The following is a 16317-nucleotide window of genomic DNA, read 5'->3' on the forward strand; positions in this document are numbered from 1 at the left end:
GTCGGATTGCGCTGCAATACTTCCTTTTGATCCCACCTGGAACAGGCGCGCACGGATGAACCCTCCACTCGTTGAAGCACCCCTGCGACGGCTCCCGTTCGGATTCGCCAAGCGGCATGGCGTTCTGCTGCTCGATGGCGCGGAGCCTTGCCTGGCCCATCGGCCCGGCGTCGAGCTGGTGGCCCTGGCCGAGGCGCGGCGTTTTGCCGGGCGCAGCCTGCCGCTGAGGCCACTCAGTGGCGAGGCGTTCGAGCAGGCTCTGGCCCAGGCCTACCAGCATGACTCCTCCGCCGCCATGCAACTGGCCGAGGACCTGGGGGGCAGCCTGGACCTCGCCTCGCTGGCCGAACAGATTCCGGAAACCGAAGACCTGCTGGAGCAGGAAGACGACGCGCCGATCATCCGCCTGATCAACGCCATCCTTGGTGAGGCCATCAAGGAAAACGCCTCGGACATCCACCTGGAAACCTTCGAGAAGCGCCTGGTCGTGCGCTTCCGCGTCGACGGCATCCTGCGCGAAGTGCTGGAGCCCAAGCGTGAGCTGGCAGCTTTGCTGGTGTCGCGGATCAAGGTCATGGCCAGGCTGGATATCGCGGAGAAGCGCATTCCCCAGGACGGCCGCATTTCCCTGCGAGTCGCCGGGCGTGAGGTGGACATCCGTGTTTCCACGCTGCCCTCGGCCAATGGCGAGCGAGTGGTACTGCGCCTGCTGGACAAGCAGGCGGGGCGCCTGACGCTGCAGCACCTGGGCATGAGTGAGCGTGACCGGCACCTGCTGGAAGCTACCGTGCGTCGCCCCCACGGCATCCTGCTGGTCACCGGCCCCACCGGCTCGGGCAAGACCACCACCCTGTACGCCAGCCTGGTTACCCTCAATGACCGCACCCGCAACATCCTCACCGTAGAAGACCCGATCGAATATCACATCGAGGGCATCGGCCAGACCCAGGTCAACGCCAAGGTGGACATGACCTTCGCCCGCGGCCTGCGGGCGATCCTCCGGCAGGACCCGGACGTGGTGATGGTGGGGGAGATTCGCGACCAGGAAACCGCCGAGATTGCCGTGCAGGCCTCTCTGACGGGCCACCTGGTGCTATCGACCCTGCACACCAACAGCGCCATCGGCGCCATCACCCGTCTGGTGGACATGGGCGTCGAGCCTTTCCTGCTGTCCTCGTCGTTGCTGGGCGTACTGGCCCAGCGCCTGGTGCGTGTGCTCTGCTCGCACTGCAAGGAGGCCTACCAGGCCGACGCCGCCGAATGTCAGTTGCTCGGCGTGGAACCGGACAATGCACCCACCCTGCATCGCGCGCGCGGCTGCACGGAGTGCCACCAGCAGGGATACCGCGGACGTACCGGGATCTACGAACTGGTGGTGTTCGATGACCACATGCGCAGCCTGATCCACAGCGTTGCGTCGGAGCAGGAAATGATCCGTCACGCCCGACTGTCCAGTCCGAGCATTCGTGAGGACGGCCGGAGCAAGGTGCTGCAGGGCGTCACCACGGTGGAAGAAGTGCTGCGGGTCACCCAGGAAGAATAAATGGCCGCATTCGAATACCTCGCCCTCGACGCCAAGGGCCGCCAGCAGAAGGGCGTGCTCGAGGCGGACAGTGCCCGTCAGGTGCGTCAGTTGCTCCGCGAGCGTCAGCTGGCACCGCTGGAAGTGCGCGCCACCCGTGTTCGCGAGCAGGCCGAGCGCGGCCGCTTCAGCCTGTCGCGAGGCCTGTCTGCGCGCGATCTGGCCCTGGTGACGCGGCAGCTCGCGACGCTGGTCCAGGCGGCCCTGCCCATCGAGGAAGCGCTGCGGGCGGCGGCTGCGCAGTCCAGCAGCTCACGCATCCAGTCGATGCTGCTGGCGGTGCGCGCGCGGGTGTTGGAAGGGCACAGCCTGGCCAGCAGCCTACGCGAATTCCCTTCGGCCTTCCCCGAGCTTTACCGTGCCACTGTGGCCGCAGGCGAACATGCGGGCCATTTGGGGCCGGTGCTGGAACAGTTGGCCGACTACACCGAGCAACGCCAGCAGTCCCGGCAGAAGATCCAGCTGGCGTTGCTGTATCCGGTGATCCTGATGTGTGCGTCGCTGTCGATCGTTGCCTTTCTTCTGGGCTTCGTGGTGCCCGACGTGGTCAAGGTGTTCATCGATTCCGGGCAGACCTTGCCGTTGTTGACCCGTGGCCTGATTGCACTGAGCGATCTGGTCAAGCATTGGGGCTGGCTGATGCTGCTGGCGGTGATTGCGGCTTTCGCCGGTGGGCGCTGGGCGCTGCGCGATCCTAACGTCCGCCAGCGTTGGCACGGCTTGGTCCTGCGCATTCCGCTGGTGGGCGGGCTGGTGCGCGCGACCGATACCGCGCGCTTCGCCTCCACCCTGGCGATCCTCACCCGGAGCGGCGTACCCCTGGTGGAAGCCCTTGGCATTGGCGCGGAAGTGATTGCCAACCGGGTGATCCGCGCGCATGTGGTGGTGGCGGCGCAGAAGGTCCGCGAAGGCGGCAGCCTGACCCGTGCCCTGGAGGGCAGCGGGCAGTTCCCGCCGATGATGCTGCACATGATCGCCAGTGGCGAACGTTCCGGTGAACTGGATCAGATGCTCGCGCGCACCGCACGCAACCAGGAGAACGACCTGGCTGCGCAGATCGCCTTGCTGGTCGGACTTTTCGAACCGTTCATGCTGGTGCTCATGGGGGCGGTGGTGTTGATGATCGTCCTCGCCATCCTGCTGCCTATCCTTTCTCTCAACCAACTCGTGGGGTAATCGCGTGAATCTGCGCCGCAGTCAGTCGGGCTTTACGCTCATCGAAATCATGGTCGTCGTGGTCATCCTCGGCATCCTTGCCGCGCTGGTGGTGCCGCAGGTGATGAACCGTCCCGACCAGGCCAAGGTCACGGTGGCCAAGGGCGATATCAAGGCCATTGGCGCCGCCCTGGACATGTACAAGCTGGACAACTTCTCTTATCCCAGCACCCAGCAGGGCCTGGAGGCGCTGGTGAGCCGGCCGTCCGGCAATCCGCCGGCGAAGAACTGGAACAAGGACGGCTACCTGAAGAGGTTGCCGGTCGATCCCTGGGGCAATCCGTACCAGTTCCTGTCTCCGGGCAGCAAGGGCACCTACGACCTCTATTCCCTGGGGGCCGATGGTAAGGAAGGCGGCAGCGACAACGACGCCGACATCGCCAACTGGGACAACTGATGAGCGGTGGGCGGCAGGGCGGCATTGACCGGGCTCCCGGTGCCCTGGCGTCCGCGGGTTTCACCCTGATCGAGGTGCTGGTGGTGATGGTGGTCATCGGCTGCCTCGCCGGTCTGGCGGTGATCAGCTCCGGCGTCGCAGGCCCGGCCCGCGAACTCAGGAACGAAGCCGAACGCCTCGCCGGTCTGATCGGCGTGCTCGCCGATGAGGCGGTGCTGGATAACCGTGAATATGGCCTGCGCATCGAACGCGATGGCTACCAGGTGTTTTTCTATGACGAAACCACCAGCCGTTGGCGGGCGCTGTCCGATGACGCTCGCCAATTGCCCGAGTGGGCTGAACTGAGCATTGAACTGGAAGGTGAGCCCCTGGCACTTCCCGCGCCGGACAAGGAGGGGAAAAAGACCAAGGATGCGCGGCCCGTGCCGCAGCTGATCATTCTTTCCAGTGGCGAACTCAGCCCGTTTCGCCTGGAACTGGGCGAGCGGCGTAAGGATGGGCTGCGCCTGCAGCTATCCAGTGACGGTTTCCGCCTGCCGCGCGTGGAAAACCTGAGCGGCAAGGGGCGCGCTGGATGAGAGCCAGTCGAGCCTTCACCCTGATCGAAGTGCTGGTGGCCCTGGCGGTCTTCGCCGTGGTTGCCGCCAGCGTACTCACCGCCAGCGCGCGCAGCCTGCAGATTGCCTCACGCCTGGAAGACAAGACCCTGGCGATGTGGATCGCAGACAACCGGTTGACCGAGCTCCAGTTGCGGGAGACTCCGCCAGGCAGCGGGCGCGACCAGGGTGAACTGGATTTTGCCGGGCGACGCTGGGAGTGGCTGAGCCAGATCGAGGGCACCAGTGACCCGGCCCTGCGGCGCGTCACCCTCTGGGTGGCGCCGCGTCCGACCCGAGGTACTGGCGGCAAGCTGGAAGAGCGGGCCACGGTGCGCCTGGTGGGCTTCGTCGGGAGCACGCCATGAAGCGTGTTGCGGGTTTCACCCTGCTGGAGCTGCTGATCGCCATCGCCATCTTTGCACTGCTGGCCCTCGGCACCTGGCGCATGCTCGGCGCCGTGCTCGACAGCGACGAAGCCACACGCATCCAGGAGCAACAGTTGCGTGAGCTGGTGCGAGCCGTTTCAGCCTTCGAGCGGGACGTGCGCCAGGTGGAATCCCGGCCGATTCGCGATGCCTATGGCGAGTCCCGTGCTGCGCTGCTGGGGGAGCACCAGGGCGACGACGACACGCTGGAGCTGACGCGCGGCGGCTGGCGCAACCCCACAGGTACTCAGCGCTCACGTTTGCAGCGGGTGCGCTGGCAACTGTCCGGCGAGCGCCTGGAACGGCGCTACTGGACCGCGCTGGACCAGGCACAGGACAGCCTGCCGCAGGTGCAGGCTGCGCTGGATGGCGTTACCGCCCTGAAGCTGCGCTACATGGATGACAGCGGTGACTGGCAGGACAGCTGGCCGCCGGCCGGGCTGTCGGACGACGAACGCCTGGACCGCTTGCCGCGTGCCCTGGAGCTGGCCCTGGAGCATCGCCGCTATGGCGAACTGCGCCGGATCGTGCGGCTGGTGGAGAACCCGCCAAGGCAGGCTCCACAGGCCGGTGAGGATTCGCAGGATGGCGAGCAGGAGACGCCGCAGAATGGCCAGCAGGATGGCAGCGAACAGGAGGCCACGCAATGAAGCGGCAAGCCGGTGTCGCGTTGCTCACCGTGCTGCTGGTGGTGGCGGTGGTTACGGTGGTGTGCGCGGGCCTGATCGCACGCACCCAGCTGTCCATCCGTTCCAGCGGCAATGAGCTGCACCTGCGCCAGGTCGCCCAGTACGCCTTGGGTGGCGAGGCCTTGGCCGAGGCCATCCTCGTGCGCGACCTGCGCCAGGGTGACCCGCGCACGCCGGTGGATCATTTCGGTGAAGCCTGGGCGCGGCCGCTGAGCACCTTCCAGCTCGATGACGGCGGCTCCTTGAGCGTGCGCATCGAAGATGCCAGCGGGCGCTTCAATCTCAATAGTCTGGTGCGTAACGGCCAACTGAACGAGCAGGGCATTCGCCAGTTCCGCCGCCTCTTGCTGCGCCTGGGGATCGAGGCGCCTTACACCGAGCGTCTGGTCGACTGGCTGGACCCCGATGAGGAGCCCTATGGCCCCAACGGCGCCGAAGACAACCAGTACCTGCTGCTGCAGCCGCCGTACCGCGCGGCCAATCACGCGATGAGCGACGTATCGGAGTTGCGCCTAGTGTTAGGCATGACGGAAGTGGACTACCGCAAGTTGCTGCCCTTCGTCACGGTATTGCCGTCGGACTCCGCCCTCAACGTCAACACCGCCAGCGCCATGGTGCTCTCCACCCTGGCCGATAACCTGAGTGGGGACAGTGGCGGGTTGCTGATTGCGGCGCGGGGCGCCACGGGATTTCGCAGTCTCGATGCCTTCCTCGGCCAGCCGGCGTTGGCTGGGATGGGGCTCGAGGCCCAGGGGTTGGCAGTGGGCAGTCACTATTTCCAGGTGATCAGCGAAGTACGCCTCGCGGGTCGCCGTCAGGTTCTGGTCAGTACCCTGCAGCGCGGCAGCGACGGCAAGGTACGTGTTCTCTCTCGTGATCTCGGGCAAGGCGGCCTGCCGTCATCGCCCGTCAAGGAGCCGCAGTCATGACACAGGCTTGCATCTTTCTCCCGGTGGCCGCCTGCAATCAGTTGGACGCCGAACTGGAGGTGCTGCTCTGGCAGGGAGGCGGTGGCCGTCGCCTGCCGCTGGCCAGGGCATTGGAAGAGGTCACGCCGCCCTGGCGGCTGATCCTGCCGGTGGAGGCGGTGACCTGTTGCGCCGCCCGCCTGCCGACGCAGAAGGGGCGTTGGTTGCGCCAGGCATTGCCCTTTGCGGTGGAGGAACTGCTGGCCGAAGACGTGGAGAGTTTTCACCTGGGTCTCGGTGGCGCCCTCGCCGATGGCCGTCACCGGGTCTTTGCCGTGCGCCGCAACTGGCTGGCGGGTTGGCTGGAACTGGCTGGCAAGCTGGGTCCGGCACCCGGGGCCATACAGATCGATGCCGACCTGTTGCCGGAGCAAGGTACCCAACTGCTCTGGCTGGACCAGCGCTGGCTGTTGGGGGGGGAGGGCAGTACACGGCTCAGCTTCGAGGAGCAGGATTGGCCCCATCTGCTGGCGGCCTGCCCAGCGCCGCGCAATGGCCATGCCCCGGTCGAGCGGCAGACGCTGGAGGGGGTGGAGGACTGGCGCGAAGACAGCGACGCCCATGGCTGGCTGGCGGCGCAGAAGGGCAGTGACCTGGCTCAGGGCGAATTCACCCTGAGAGAAGAGCTCCAGCCCTGGTCCCGCTGGAAGCCGCTGCTGGGGCTCGTGGGCGTCTGGCTACTGTTGCAGTGGGGCTTCAATCTGGCTCAGGCCTGGCAACTGCAACGCCAGGGAGATACCTACGCCGAGGCCAATGAAGCGCTCTACCGCGAGTTGTTCCCACAGGACAACAAGCTGGTGAACCTGCGGGCGCAGTTCGACCAGCATTTGGCCGAAGGCTCGACCTCGGGCCAGAGCCGGCTGCTGGCGCTGCTGGGGCAGGCGGCTCAGGCGTTGATTGCCGAAGGCGCGCAGGTGCGGGTACAGCAACTGGATTTCAGCGAAACACGGGGTGATCTCGCGCTGCAGGTGCAGGCACCGGGCTTCGATGCCCTGGAGCGACTGCGTGAGCGGCTGATTGGCAGCGGGCTTTCCGTGCAAATGGGGTCGGCCAGCCGCGACCAGAGCGGCGTCAGTGCCCGGATGGTGATAGGAGGATGAAGATGCTCGACGCAATCAAGACGCCGCTCCAGACGCAATGGCAGGCTTCGGCCCTGGGACGGCGCTGGCGGGCAATACCGTCGCGGGACCGCATGGCATTGCTGGGGTTGGGCCTGTTCCTCGGCCTGGTGCTGCTCTACTTGCTGCTCTGGCTGCCGGCCGAACGCCGCCTGGCCAGTGCGCGGGACTACTTCGAGACCCAGCGTGGCTTGCACGCCTACCTGCAACTTCATGCACCCCAGGCGCGGACGGTACAAAGCCAGCCGCAGAGTCAGGTCGACCCTGAGCGCCTGCAGGGCCTGGTCACGGCCACGGCGGCCGAACAGGGCCTTGCCGTCGAGCGCATCGACAGCGATGCACCGGGAGCGGTGCAGGTGAACCTGCAGCCGGCGGCTTTCCCCGTGCTGTTGCGTTGGTTCGGCGTGCTGGAAGGGCAGGGGGTGCGTATCGACGAAGCGGGGCTGGACCGCAGCGAGGATGGCCGCGTTACGGCAAGGGTCTCGCTGAAGGTTGGCGGCTGAAACTGCTCCGTGCGAGTGCGGATGCACCGCTGCGGTGCGATGCTGCATGGCATGACGGCGTCGCCCGCGAACCTGTTTGAAGAAAAATTCCATACAGGGTGTTGACTTAGCAGAGCCCTCTGCGTAAATTGCGCGCCTCGCAAGGCGATGGGTGATTAGCTCAGCCGGGAGAGCATCTGCCTTACAAGCAGAGGGTCGGCGGTTCGATCCCGTCATCACCCACCATATCTTGTGATATTCGGACGAAAGTCCGGCCGACGCGCAGCGGTAGTTCAGTCGGTTAGAATACCGGCCTGTCACGCCGGGGGTCGCGGGTTCGAGTCCCGTCCGCTGCGCCATATTTTCCATGTTCGAGTCACTCGGGCATGAGGCGGCAAGGTCCACTGGGCCAGGTTGCCAGACGAAGCAAAGGTTCCACTGGACGCAAGTCCAACCGACACGCAGCGGTAGTTCAGTCGGTTAGAATACCGGCCTGTCACGCCGGGGGTCGCGGGTTCGAGTCCCGTCCGCTGCGCCATATAGAGAAGCCCTCAGGTAGCAATACCTGGGGGCTTTTTCTTTTCCGCTTCGCCAATCGGTCGATACCAACCGAGCTGGGGTAATTTTCCGGTCACCTAGGATCGTTACATTCTTGGCATGGTCTTTGTTTCCATGAATTCCAACGAAAACAGGAGGAACCACCAATGGACGATTACCAGGAAGAGATTCTCGATGTCCACGCCACTGAGCAGGACCCGGTAGATCCGGCCGACGACGCTACTGAAATGTGATTAGCCCGCCTGGCGCTGGGCACGGCGGAACTCGCCGGGCGTGCTGCCGCTCCAGCGCTTGAAGGCGCGCTGGAAGGCTTCGGCCGAGGCGAATCCGAGCAGATAGGCGATTTCGCCGAAGGCCAGTTCGGTGTCGCGGATATAGGCCATGGCCAGGTCGCGGCGGGTTTCGTTGAGGATGGCGCGGAACTGCGTGCCTTCCTCGGCCAGTTTGCGGCGCAAGGTCCAGCTGGGCATTTGCAGGCGTGCCGCCACTTCTTCCAGGTCCGGTTCCCGCCCGTGCAGCAATGGACCCAGCAATTGGGTGATGCGTTCGCGCAGGCTGCGGGTGCGGGTCAGCTGCTGCAATTCCCGTTCGCAGATATCCAGCAACTGCCTCCAGGTGCTCGGGCAGTGATCGCTGCCGCGTTGTGCAAGGGTTTCCAGGGACAGACGCATCTGGTTGGCGCCCGCTTCGAACTCCACCGGGCAGCCGAAATGCTCGGCATAACGTTCCGCATAGTCCGGTGCGGGGAACTCGATCTCCACTTTCTCGATGCGGATGCCGCTACCGGCCAGTTGGCTCAGCTGGCTTTGCCAGCCTGCCAGCACCGAGTCCACCACGAAGCGGTTGTAGGCGTTGTAGGGGCTGATGGAGTAGAAGCGCAGCCAGGCGCCCTTGCTGTCCTCGTGGAAGCTCGACTGCCCGCGATAGTTACTGGCATAGAGTCGCTCGAAGCGGGTCAGTGCGCGGCCCGCTTCGCGCAGGTTCGGTGCCTGGGCAGCGCAGACGCCCGCGAGCCCGAGCTGGCTGAGGCGGCTGAGACGACCCATGGCCAGGCCCAGTGCGGGGTTGCCGCTGAGCTGGATGGCGGCGTGGCCGAGGCGCATGTAGCGCGGGATCGAAAGGCGCCCCTGGGGATCGGCGAAACGCCTGGCGTCGAGGCCAAAGCGTTCCAGCAGCTCCGTCGCGCAGTGGCCGGCCTGTTCCAGCGCCGCCACCATGCTGAGTACGGAACTCACTGAAAGGTCGCCCAGCTTGACCCGTTGCGCTTTCATTGGTCGCCCAGCCAGGCGTTCAGGAGGTGGCTGCCGGGTGCCTGGCTGGCCTGCGGTACCGCAGCAGGCGTGAGCTCGCTGCCGGCGGGTGCGTTGTGCAGCGGCCAGAGACGGCCGCGCAGGAAGAGCGCTTCACTGGCGCTGACCTGGCCATCGCTGAGGGTCACCTGGCTTTGCGGGTAGCCCTGGCTCCAGCTGCGGGTGATGGTTACCAACCCGCTGGCGGTTTGCAGGCTCTGGCTGGACTCGCTCCTGGCGCTCTGCGGCCAGGGCTGGCTGTAAGGTTCGCCCAGCAGCTGCCCATCCGGAGAAAAGGCCAATGCCAGGTTGTAGAGGGCGCCATGGCCGCTGCGCAGCTTGCCTTCCTTCAGGTAGGGCGAGGGTAGCAGGATGGAGCCGGCCAGGACGGTCACCCGGTACTCACTGGCCAGGCGGCTGAAGAGTTTCTGGTAGTCCCGCGCCATGCGGCGGGCCTTGGCGCGCAGCAGCGCTTCTTCCAGGTCCTGGCCCTGGAGGAACAATCGACCAAGCAGTGTCGGGTGACTGAGGGTCAGCAGCTTGCCGCCTTCGGCGAACGAGCGCGCCTGATAGAGGTTGTGTTTCTCGTCGCGCAGCAACAGCCAGGTGCCGATGTGATCGGGCAGGGCGACCACTGTTTTCTCGTTAAGCAGCCCCTGGGTGCGCGCCAGGTCCAGTGCGGCGGCCAGCTTCATTCGCAGCAGGTCCGGGTCACGGTAGTCGCTGGGGTAGAGCGCCGGGCGAATCGCCAGCAAGTTGCCGCTGATTCCGGCTGTGCCGCTGTCGCTGGTCAGGCTGGCGCGCAGGTCGGAGAGGTAATGGGCGTGCGGCCGTTCGCCGGTCCAGACCGTATAGGCGGTCAGGCAACTCACCAGGATGGCAGCGATCAGGGGCGTCAGCAGTTTGCGCATGGCGTATCCGGGCCTCGGGGATGCCGATCAGGGTAGGGGAGGTGAAGGCGATTGCCAAGGGAGGCTGTCAGTTGTGATCAGTAACTTGTCATTTCTGATCATTGAGCCAGCCAGGTCCGCTCTTTATCGTCTGCCCCATAACCGACCCCGGCCCGTTGGTTCGGTTCGAAAGTCGCGCTTTCCATCGAGAACCAGAGGCCAGGGGCATTCCGTGAATAGCACCGCCTGTTGTGGAGGAACCATGACCGCCACCCGTTACCCGCACCTGCTTGCACCCCTCGACCTGGGCTTCACCACACTGCGCAACCGTACCCTGATGGGGTCCATGCACACTGGCCTGGAAGAGAAGCCCAACGGCTTCGAGCGCATGGCCACCTATTTCGCCGAGCGCGCCCGCGGTGGCGTTGGCCTGATGGTGACGGGGGGCATTGGCCCGAACGCCGAAGGTGGCGTCTATGCCGGTGCGGCCAAGCTGACCACCGCGGAAGAGGCCGAAAAGCACAAGATCGTCACCCGCGCGGTGCACGAGGCGGGCGGCAAAATCTGCATGCAGATTCTCCATGCCGGCCGTTACGCCTATAACCCCAAGCAAGTAGCGCCGTCCGCCATCCAGGCACCGATCAACCCCTTCAAACCCAACGAGCTGGATGAAGAGGGCATTGAGAAGCAGATCCAGGATTTCGTCACCTGCTCGACGCTGGCCCAGCAGGCCGAGTACGACGGCGTCGAGATCATGGGTTCCGAGGGCTACTTCATCAACCAGTTCCTTGCCGCTCATACCAACCAGCGCACCGACCGCTGGGGTGGCTGCTACGAGAACCGCATGCGCCTGGCGGTGGAGATCGTCCGCCGTGTCCGTGAGGCGGTAGGTCCGAACTTCATCATTATCTTCCGCCTGTCCATGCTCGACCTGGTGGAAGGCGGCAGCACCTGGGACGAGATCGTCACCCTGGCCAAAGCCATCGAGGCGGCTGGCGCGACCCTCATCAACACCGGTATCGGCTGGCACGAAGCGCGTATCCCGACCATCGCCACCAAGGTGCCGCGCGCGGCCTTCACCAAGGTCACCGCCAAGCTGCGCGGTGAGGTGAAAATCCCGCTGATCACCACCAATCGAATCAACACGCCGGAAGTGGCCGAACAGGTACTGGCCGAAGGTGACGCCGACATGGTGTCCATGGCCCGCCCGTTCCTCGCCGACCCGGACTTCGTCAACAAGGCCGCCGAAGGCCGTGCCGACGAGATCAACACCTGCATCGGCTGCAATCAGGCCTGCCTGGACCACACTTTCGGCGGCAAGCTGACTAGCTGCCTGGTGAATCCGCGCGCCTGCCACGAGACCGAGCTGAACTACGTCCCCACCACCACCGTGAAGAAAATCGCGGTAGTGGGTGCTGGCCCCGCCGGTCTGTCCGCCGCTACCGTAGCCGCCGAGCGTGGCCACAGCGTGACCCTGTTCGACGCAGCTGCTGAAGTCGGCGGCCAGTTCAATGTGGCCAAGCGCGTGCCGGGCAAGGAAGAGTTCTTCGAAACCCTGCGCTACTTCAAGCGCAAGCTGGAAACCACCGGCGTCGACCTGCGCCTGAACACCCGCGTCTCGGTCGAGGACCTGGCCAAGGGCGGTTTCGACGAAATCATCCTGGCCACCGGCATCGCCCCTCGCACCCCGGAAATCCCCGGTATCGATCACCCGAAGGTGATCGGCTACCTGGACGCCATCCTCGAGCGCAAGCCAGTGGGGCAAAAGGTGGCGGTGATCGGCGCAGGCGGTATCGGCTTCGACGTGTCCGAGTTCGTCACTCATCATGGCGAGTCCACCAGCCTCAGCCGCGAGGCCTTCTGGAAGGAATGGGGCATTGACGGCGCCCTGGAGGCCCGTGGCGGCGTTGCCGGAATCAAGGCCCAGCCGCACGCGGCGGCGCGCCAGGTATTCCTGCTGCAACGCAAGAAATCCAAGGTGGGTGATGGCTTGGGCAAGACCACCGGCTGGATTCATCGCACCGGCCTGAAGAACAAGCTGGTGCAGATGCTCAACTCGGTGGAATACCTCAAGGTCGACGACGCCGGCCTGCACATCCGTGTCGCCGAGGGTGAGCCGCTGGTGCTGCCGGTGGACACCGTGATCGTCTGCGCTGGCCAGGACCCGCTGCGTGAGCTGCGGGATGGCCTGGTGGCTGCTGGTCAGAACGTTCACCTGATCGGTGGCGCTGATGTGGCTGCCGAACTGGATGCCAAGCGCGCCATCAATCAAGGTTCGCGCCTGGCCGCCGAACTCTGAGGGCCTGATCACGCCAGATCGTGAAACCGCTTCGCCGCCCGGTCCCGCACCGGGCGGTGCTTTTACAGCCCAAACCACGTCACATTTTTGCCTTGCCACTGGTCTGACAGGCTCCAATGGCCGGGCACTTGCCAACCCAGTCACATTGCTCGGCGGCTGATTTCCCCTAGACTTTTCTAAAGTCCGGATCAGTGCGTGCAGGCGAAACCCGCGCACCTCGATCACCCCGTCAACGCCCGCCGTGATTGACCACGCCGAGCCAGAGGTAGAGCGATGAGCATGCTGAAGAAGCCGCAACAGGTGGAAGCCGTCGTGTTCTTCAACGACCGCGGCATCTGCAAGCAGATGCTCTTTTCAGAGTTCGAAGCCATCCTCGACGGCGTGGTTGGTCTGCCGGAATTCTCCGACTGCCAGATGCAACTGGCCTACCTGATGGTCAACCCGCGACTGCAAGTGCGCGCGGTGGTCTTTTTCTACCTCGACTTCGACGAAGACGGTCGCGCCGACACCGGCTGGAACCTGCCCCTGCGCCAGCTCGCTGAGCGTGCCGGGCGCGGGCCGGACCTGGGCGCGGGGCCCATCCGCCTGGCCTGTCGCAGCCAGTGCCCGGTGTCCTGGCAGCAGATGCACCTCTGGGACCCGAGCCTCAACGCCGACCGCAATGACCTGGCGTTGCTGCGCGACGCCATCAAGGGCAACAGCCTCGGGATTCTGGTGGAAGAGGAGTTGCCTACTGTGCTGGATGCCGAGCGGCTGCAAGTGGCGCCTGAGGACAGTTGGTACGCCCCGCCGGAGATCACCAGGGAAATGGCGGAGCAACTGGCGGAGAAGATGGAAAAGGAGCACCGCCTGAAGACCGCTCAACTGGTCCGACAGCAGCGTTTGCGCCTCAGCTCCCTTAGCCAGCAGAACGAAGAAGCCATGGCGCGCGTGCGCCAGGCTGCCGACCAGAGCAACACGGCGTTGCACGAGCAGATCCGCGCCCTGCAGCATGCCCTGCGCGAGCAGGAAGAGGCCAATGCGGGCCTGCAGGCGCAGTTGGTCAGCGAGTCGGAGCGCTATCAGAGCAGCCGTGAAGAAATGAACGTGCAGCTACGGGCCCTGGAACGTCACGGGCGAACCGAGGCTGACATCCTGCGCGCCCAGTTCGAGGGCGAGCTCCAGGCGCGGGTTGCCGCGGCCGTGGCCGAATACCGCGAACAACTGGCGATTCGCGATGTCGAGTTGGCCTACCGGGACCAGCTGGATGCCCAGCTGCAGGCTGAGGTCAACCGCCTTCGCCACGAATGCGACGCGCTGGAAGGGCAGTCCGGCTCGCTGATGCTGGAGCGCCTGGCGCAGTTGGGTGTCGTGTTCGTGGTCTATCACCCGGGCGCCGGCCATCTGACCATTCCGCTGTCCGATATCGCGCGCTACCAGGACAACCCCCTGGCGTATGCCGCAGCCAAGTGCTTCGTTTCCGAGAATCAGTATCGCCAGTGGCTGGCCCACTATCAGCAGCCCACCTGCGAGGCCAGCCTGCCTAACGGCGAGCGTTGCAGTATGCCCATCGATCGCGTCGAGGCGCCGAGCCGTTTCGTCGCTGGCGAGTCCAACTGCTGCCCCCGTCACCGGGCGGGAGGACGATTGCGTACTGCGGGTTGAGCGGAACCGCATGCGTCCCTGATTTATCCTTGTGCCCCTGAAATGGCCGCCAACGGACTCGAACTTGCCCCTGATCCTGCCTGACTGGAACCCTCGCGCCGCGCTCGAACCTCTGCGCCTGAACTGGCTGACCGCCGCTGGGCTGGAGCTGGCCGTGCTGCGCCTGGATGCCCTGGACACGCGGGTGTCGGGCAACAAATGGTTCAAGCTGGCCCCCTACCTGGCCCAGGCTGAGCGTGCCGGTGCCGAGGGTGTCATCAGTCTCGGCGGTGCGCACTCCAATCATCTTCACGCCCTGGCTGCGGCCGGTGCTCGCTTCGGTTTTCCCACGGTCGGCCTGTTGCGCGGAGAGCCCCTGGATTCGCCCACCGTGCGCGATCTCGAAGGTTTCGGCATGCGGCTTCACTGGCTGGGTTATGGCGGCTATCGCGCGCGCCACCAGCCGGGCTTCTGGGAGCCCTGGCTGCAGCGATACCCGTGTTTTCAGCCCGTTCCCGAGGGCGGCGGCGGGCTGGCGGGTGCCCGGGGCTGCGCCGAACTGGTGGGGATGATCCGCGAGCAACTGACGGTCCTTGGCTGGAGTGACTACCACAGCCTGTGGACCGCCGTCGGCACCGGCACCACCCTGGCCGGGCTGGTGCTGGGCGAGGCGGGCGCGCATCCGGTGATCGGCGCCCTGGCGGTGCCGCCGGACCACGGTGTGGCCGGGCAGGTGAGCGCCATCCTCGGTGAGGCGGGGTGCGCCGACCGGGGCTATCAGCTGATCGATGCCAGTCGCGGCGGCTTCGCCCGGCTGGATGCCGAGCTTGCGCGTTTTCTCCTGGAGAGCGAGCAGGCGGGCGGGTTAGCCCTGGAGCCGCTCTACACCGCGAAGGCCCTGCTGGCCATCCATGACGAAGCACGTGCCGGCCGCCTCCCCGCGGGTAGCCGCCTGGTGCTGCTGCATACCGGTGGCCTGCAGGGACGCCGGGCCATGCAGGCCGATCTGTTGCAACTGGCCGGCTACACTGACCGGACAGTGGAAATACAAGGATGACTCCATGAGCGAACCTCTGACTCTCCAGCAATTGCGCAGCCTGGTTCCGCTCAATGCGCTGTCCGAGCAACAGTGGCGCGAGTTGCGCGCGCAACTGGTGCCGCAGCCCCTGCTGGCGGGGCAACTGCTGTTCCGGCGCGGTGATCAGGCGCGCTTGAGCTACTACCTGCTTTCCGGCGAGCTAGTGCTGCGGGATGCCGACGGTGCAGAGGTACGCCTGGAGGCCGGCAGTGAAGCCGGTTGTCACCCCATTTCCCCGAGCCTGCCACGCTTGCACGAAGCACTCGCGGTGCGAGACTGCTCCCTGTTGGCCGTCGACAGCGCTACCCTGGCGCGCCAGCTGACCTGGAATTCCGCCCATCAGGACCTGCTGCTGGAACGGAGTGCGGAGGGCGACAGCGAGTGGCTCGAATCGCTACTGGCCAGCCCGTTGCTGGCCAAGGTGCCGCCGGCGAACGTACGTAGCATGCTGGAGCGGCTGCGGCGCATGGAGTTGCCTGCCGGCAGCCAGGTGGTGACTGAGGGGGAGGCGGGTGATTGCTGCTACTTCCTGCAATCCGGCCGCGCCGAGGTCATTCGTGGCGCAGGCAGTGACCAGCAATTGCTCGCCGAACTCGACGTGGGTGCCTGTTTCGGCGAAGAGGCTCTGCTGGGCGACTGTCCACGCAACGCCAGCATTACCCTGCTGGCGGATAGCGTGCTGCAGCGCCTGGACCGCGAGGACTTCCTCGAACTGCTCAAGGCACCGGTGGTGGATGAGGTGAGCCTGGGCGAGGCGGCGCGCCTGATGGGGGCCGGAGGTCAATGGCTGGATGTGCGCCTGCAAGAGGAGTACGAGCGCGCCCATGCACCCCAGGCGCTGAACATGCCGTTGCACCTGTTGCGCCTGAAGGCGCGATTGCTCGATGGCGACGGCACCTACCTCTGCTATTGCGACAGTGGCAAGCGCAGTGCCAGTGCCGTGTTCATGCTCTCCCAGCTGGGGTTTCGCGCCTATGCCTTGCGCGACGGGCTGGACGCGCTGCCGGCCGTGCAGCGCGATGCATTGATCAGCGAAGTGGGTGCCGGCTACCTGGCCCGCTCCGGTGGTCGGGTCGAGCGCAGTCGCTGATCCCTTCGTCGGCCT

At 65.5% G+C, this 16317-nt stretch carries 15 protein-coding genes and 3 tRNA genes; 16 read left to right on the forward strand and 2 right to left on the reverse strand.

Annotation, left to right across the window (positions count from 1 at the left end; genetic code table 11):
* The first annotated feature begins 55 nt into the window (after window positions 1-55).
* From gspE to THL1_RS10200, 12 genes are all read left to right on the forward strand, one after another.
* Window positions 56-1543, forward strand: a complete 1488-nt coding sequence (gene gspE / locus THL1_RS10145) for a type II secretion system ATPase GspE (protein ID WP_069083150.1) — start codon at window positions 56-58, stop codon at window positions 1541-1543.
* Entirely contained in the window at window positions 1544-2758 is a 1215-nt protein-coding gene (xcpS, locus tag THL1_RS10150; protein ID WP_069083151.1) for a GspF family T2SS innner membrane protein variant XcpS, read from the forward strand.
* Window positions 2759-2807: 49 nt separating this feature from the next.
* Window positions 2808-3194 carry a type II secretion system major pseudopilin GspG gene (gene gspG, locus THL1_RS10155; protein ID WP_237234830.1) on the forward strand — a complete coding sequence of 129 codons (387 nt, stop codon included), beginning with the start codon at window positions 2808-2810 and terminating at the stop codon, window positions 3192-3194.
* On the forward strand, window positions 3194-3772 hold the full coding sequence (gspH, locus tag THL1_RS10160) for a type II secretion system minor pseudopilin GspH (RefSeq protein WP_069083153.1): 579 nt from the start codon (window positions 3194-3196) through the stop codon (window positions 3770-3772). The genes gspG and gspH overlap by 1 nt, the downstream gene beginning before the upstream one ends.
* Complete coding sequence (gene gspI, locus THL1_RS10165) at window positions 3769-4158, forward strand: type II secretion system minor pseudopilin GspI (protein ID WP_069083154.1); 390 nt, start codon at window positions 3769-3771, stop codon at window positions 4156-4158. Before gspH ends, gspI begins: the two co-directional genes overlap by 4 nt.
* Window positions 4155-4868: a type II secretion system minor pseudopilin GspJ gene (gspJ, locus tag THL1_RS10170; protein ID WP_069083155.1), complete on the forward strand. Its 714-nt coding sequence runs from the start codon at window positions 4155-4157 to the stop codon at window positions 4866-4868. Before gspI ends, gspJ begins: the two co-directional genes overlap by 4 nt.
* Window positions 4865-5836: a type II secretion system minor pseudopilin GspK gene (gene gspK / locus THL1_RS10175; RefSeq protein WP_069083156.1), complete on the forward strand. Its 972-nt coding sequence runs from the start codon at window positions 4865-4867 to the stop codon at window positions 5834-5836. Before gspJ ends, gspK begins: the two co-directional genes overlap by 4 nt.
* Entirely contained in the window at window positions 5833-6975 is a 1143-nt protein-coding gene (gene gspL / locus THL1_RS10180; RefSeq protein WP_069083157.1) for a type II secretion system protein GspL, read from the forward strand. The genes gspK and gspL overlap by 4 nt, the downstream gene beginning before the upstream one ends.
* 2 nt (window positions 6976-6977) lie before the next feature.
* A complete protein-coding gene (gene gspM, locus THL1_RS10185) occupies window positions 6978-7496 on the forward strand; it encodes a type II secretion system protein GspM (protein WP_083245857.1) in 519 nt (172 codons plus the stop codon).
* 149 nt (window positions 7497-7645) lie between these two features.
* A tRNA-Val gene (locus THL1_RS10190) sits at window positions 7646-7721 on the forward strand.
* Between the two features lie 36 nt (window positions 7722-7757).
* Window positions 7758-7834, forward strand: a tRNA-Asp gene (locus tag THL1_RS10195).
* Window positions 7835-7936: 102 nt separating this feature from the next.
* A tRNA-Asp gene (locus THL1_RS10200) sits at window positions 7937-8013 on the forward strand.
* Between the two features lie 253 nt (window positions 8014-8266).
* Here the strand turns inward: THL1_RS10200 and THL1_RS10205 are convergent.
* Both THL1_RS10205 and THL1_RS10210 read right to left on the reverse strand, forming a co-directional pair.
* Complete coding sequence (locus THL1_RS10205) at window positions 8267-9304, reverse strand: AraC family transcriptional regulator (protein ID WP_069083159.1); 1038 nt, start codon at window positions 9302-9304, stop codon at window positions 8267-8269.
* On the reverse strand, window positions 9301-10233 hold the full coding sequence (locus THL1_RS10210) for a hydrolase (RefSeq protein WP_069083160.1): 933 nt from the start codon (window positions 10231-10233) through the stop codon (window positions 9301-9303). Before THL1_RS10210 ends, THL1_RS10205 begins: the two co-directional genes overlap by 4 nt.
* A gap of 241 nt (window positions 10234-10474) precedes the next feature.
* Between THL1_RS10210 and THL1_RS10215 the strand changes: the two genes are divergently transcribed.
* From THL1_RS10215 to THL1_RS10230, 4 genes are all read left to right on the forward strand, one after another.
* Window positions 10475-12511 (forward strand): NADPH-dependent 2,4-dienoyl-CoA reductase, encoded by a 2037-nt coding sequence (locus THL1_RS10215; protein WP_069083161.1) that lies wholly within the window; start codon window positions 10475-10477, stop codon window positions 12509-12511.
* Window positions 12512-12784: 273 nt separating this feature from the next.
* On the forward strand, window positions 12785-14155 hold the full coding sequence (locus tag THL1_RS10220; RefSeq protein WP_069083162.1) for a chromosome partitioning protein ParA: 1371 nt from the start codon (window positions 12785-12787) through the stop codon (window positions 14153-14155).
* Window positions 14156-14225: 70 nt separating this feature from the next.
* Window positions 14226-15191, forward strand: a complete 966-nt coding sequence (locus THL1_RS10225; protein WP_083246052.1) for a 1-aminocyclopropane-1-carboxylate deaminase/D-cysteine desulfhydrase — start codon at window positions 14226-14228, stop codon at window positions 15189-15191.
* Between the two features lie 4 nt (window positions 15192-15195).
* Window positions 15196-16302, forward strand: coding sequence for a cyclic nucleotide-binding domain-containing protein (locus tag THL1_RS10230; RefSeq protein WP_069083164.1), 1107 nt, complete (start codon window positions 15196-15198; stop codon window positions 16300-16302).
* The last annotated feature ends 15 nt before the right edge of the window (window positions 16303-16317 follow it).

Source organism: Pseudomonas sp. TCU-HL1 (assembly GCF_001708505.1).
Classification (GTDB): Bacteria; Pseudomonadota; Gammaproteobacteria; order Pseudomonadales; family Pseudomonadaceae; genus Metapseudomonas.

Excerpts from the sequence above, each read along its gene's own strand:
- THL1_RS10210 (WP_069083160.1), bottom strand. The coding sequence starts at position 10,233 with ATGCGCAAACTGCTGACGCCCCTGATCGCTGCCATCCTGGTGAGTTGC.
- THL1_RS10220 (WP_069083162.1), top strand. The coding sequence starts at position 12,785 with ATGAGCATGCTGAAGAAGCCGCAACAGGTGGAAGCCGTCGTGTTCTTC.
- gspH (WP_069083153.1), top strand. The coding sequence starts at position 3,194 with ATGAGCGGTGGGCGGCAGGGCGGCATTGACCGGGCTCCCGGTGCCCTG.
- xcpS (WP_069083151.1), top strand. The coding sequence starts at position 1,544 with ATGGCCGCATTCGAATACCTCGCCCTCGACGCCAAGGGCCGCCAGCAG.
- gspL (WP_069083157.1), top strand. The coding sequence starts at position 5,833 with ATGACACAGGCTTGCATCTTTCTCCCGGTGGCCGCCTGCAATCAGTTG.
- THL1_RS10205 (WP_069083159.1), bottom strand. The coding sequence starts at position 9,304 with ATGAAAGCGCAACGGGTCAAGCTGGGCGACCTTTCAGTGAGTTCCGTA.
- THL1_RS10215 (WP_069083161.1), top strand. The coding sequence starts at position 10,475 with ATGACCGCCACCCGTTACCCGCACCTGCTTGCACCCCTCGACCTGGGC.
- gspK (WP_069083156.1), top strand. The coding sequence starts at position 4,865 with ATGAAGCGGCAAGCCGGTGTCGCGTTGCTCACCGTGCTGCTGGTGGTG.
- gspM (WP_083245857.1), top strand. The coding sequence starts at position 6,978 with ATGCTCGACGCAATCAAGACGCCGCTCCAGACGCAATGGCAGGCTTCG.
- gspJ (WP_069083155.1), top strand. The coding sequence starts at position 4,155 with ATGAAGCGTGTTGCGGGTTTCACCCTGCTGGAGCTGCTGATCGCCATC.
- gspG (WP_237234830.1), top strand. The coding sequence starts at position 2,808 with ATGGTCGTCGTGGTCATCCTCGGCATCCTTGCCGCGCTGGTGGTGCCG.
- THL1_RS10230 (WP_069083164.1), top strand. The coding sequence starts at position 15,196 with ATGAGCGAACCTCTGACTCTCCAGCAATTGCGCAGCCTGGTTCCGCTC.
- gspI (WP_069083154.1), top strand. The coding sequence starts at position 3,769 with ATGAGAGCCAGTCGAGCCTTCACCCTGATCGAAGTGCTGGTGGCCCTG.
- gspE (WP_069083150.1), top strand. The coding sequence starts at position 56 with ATGAACCCTCCACTCGTTGAAGCACCCCTGCGACGGCTCCCGTTCGGA.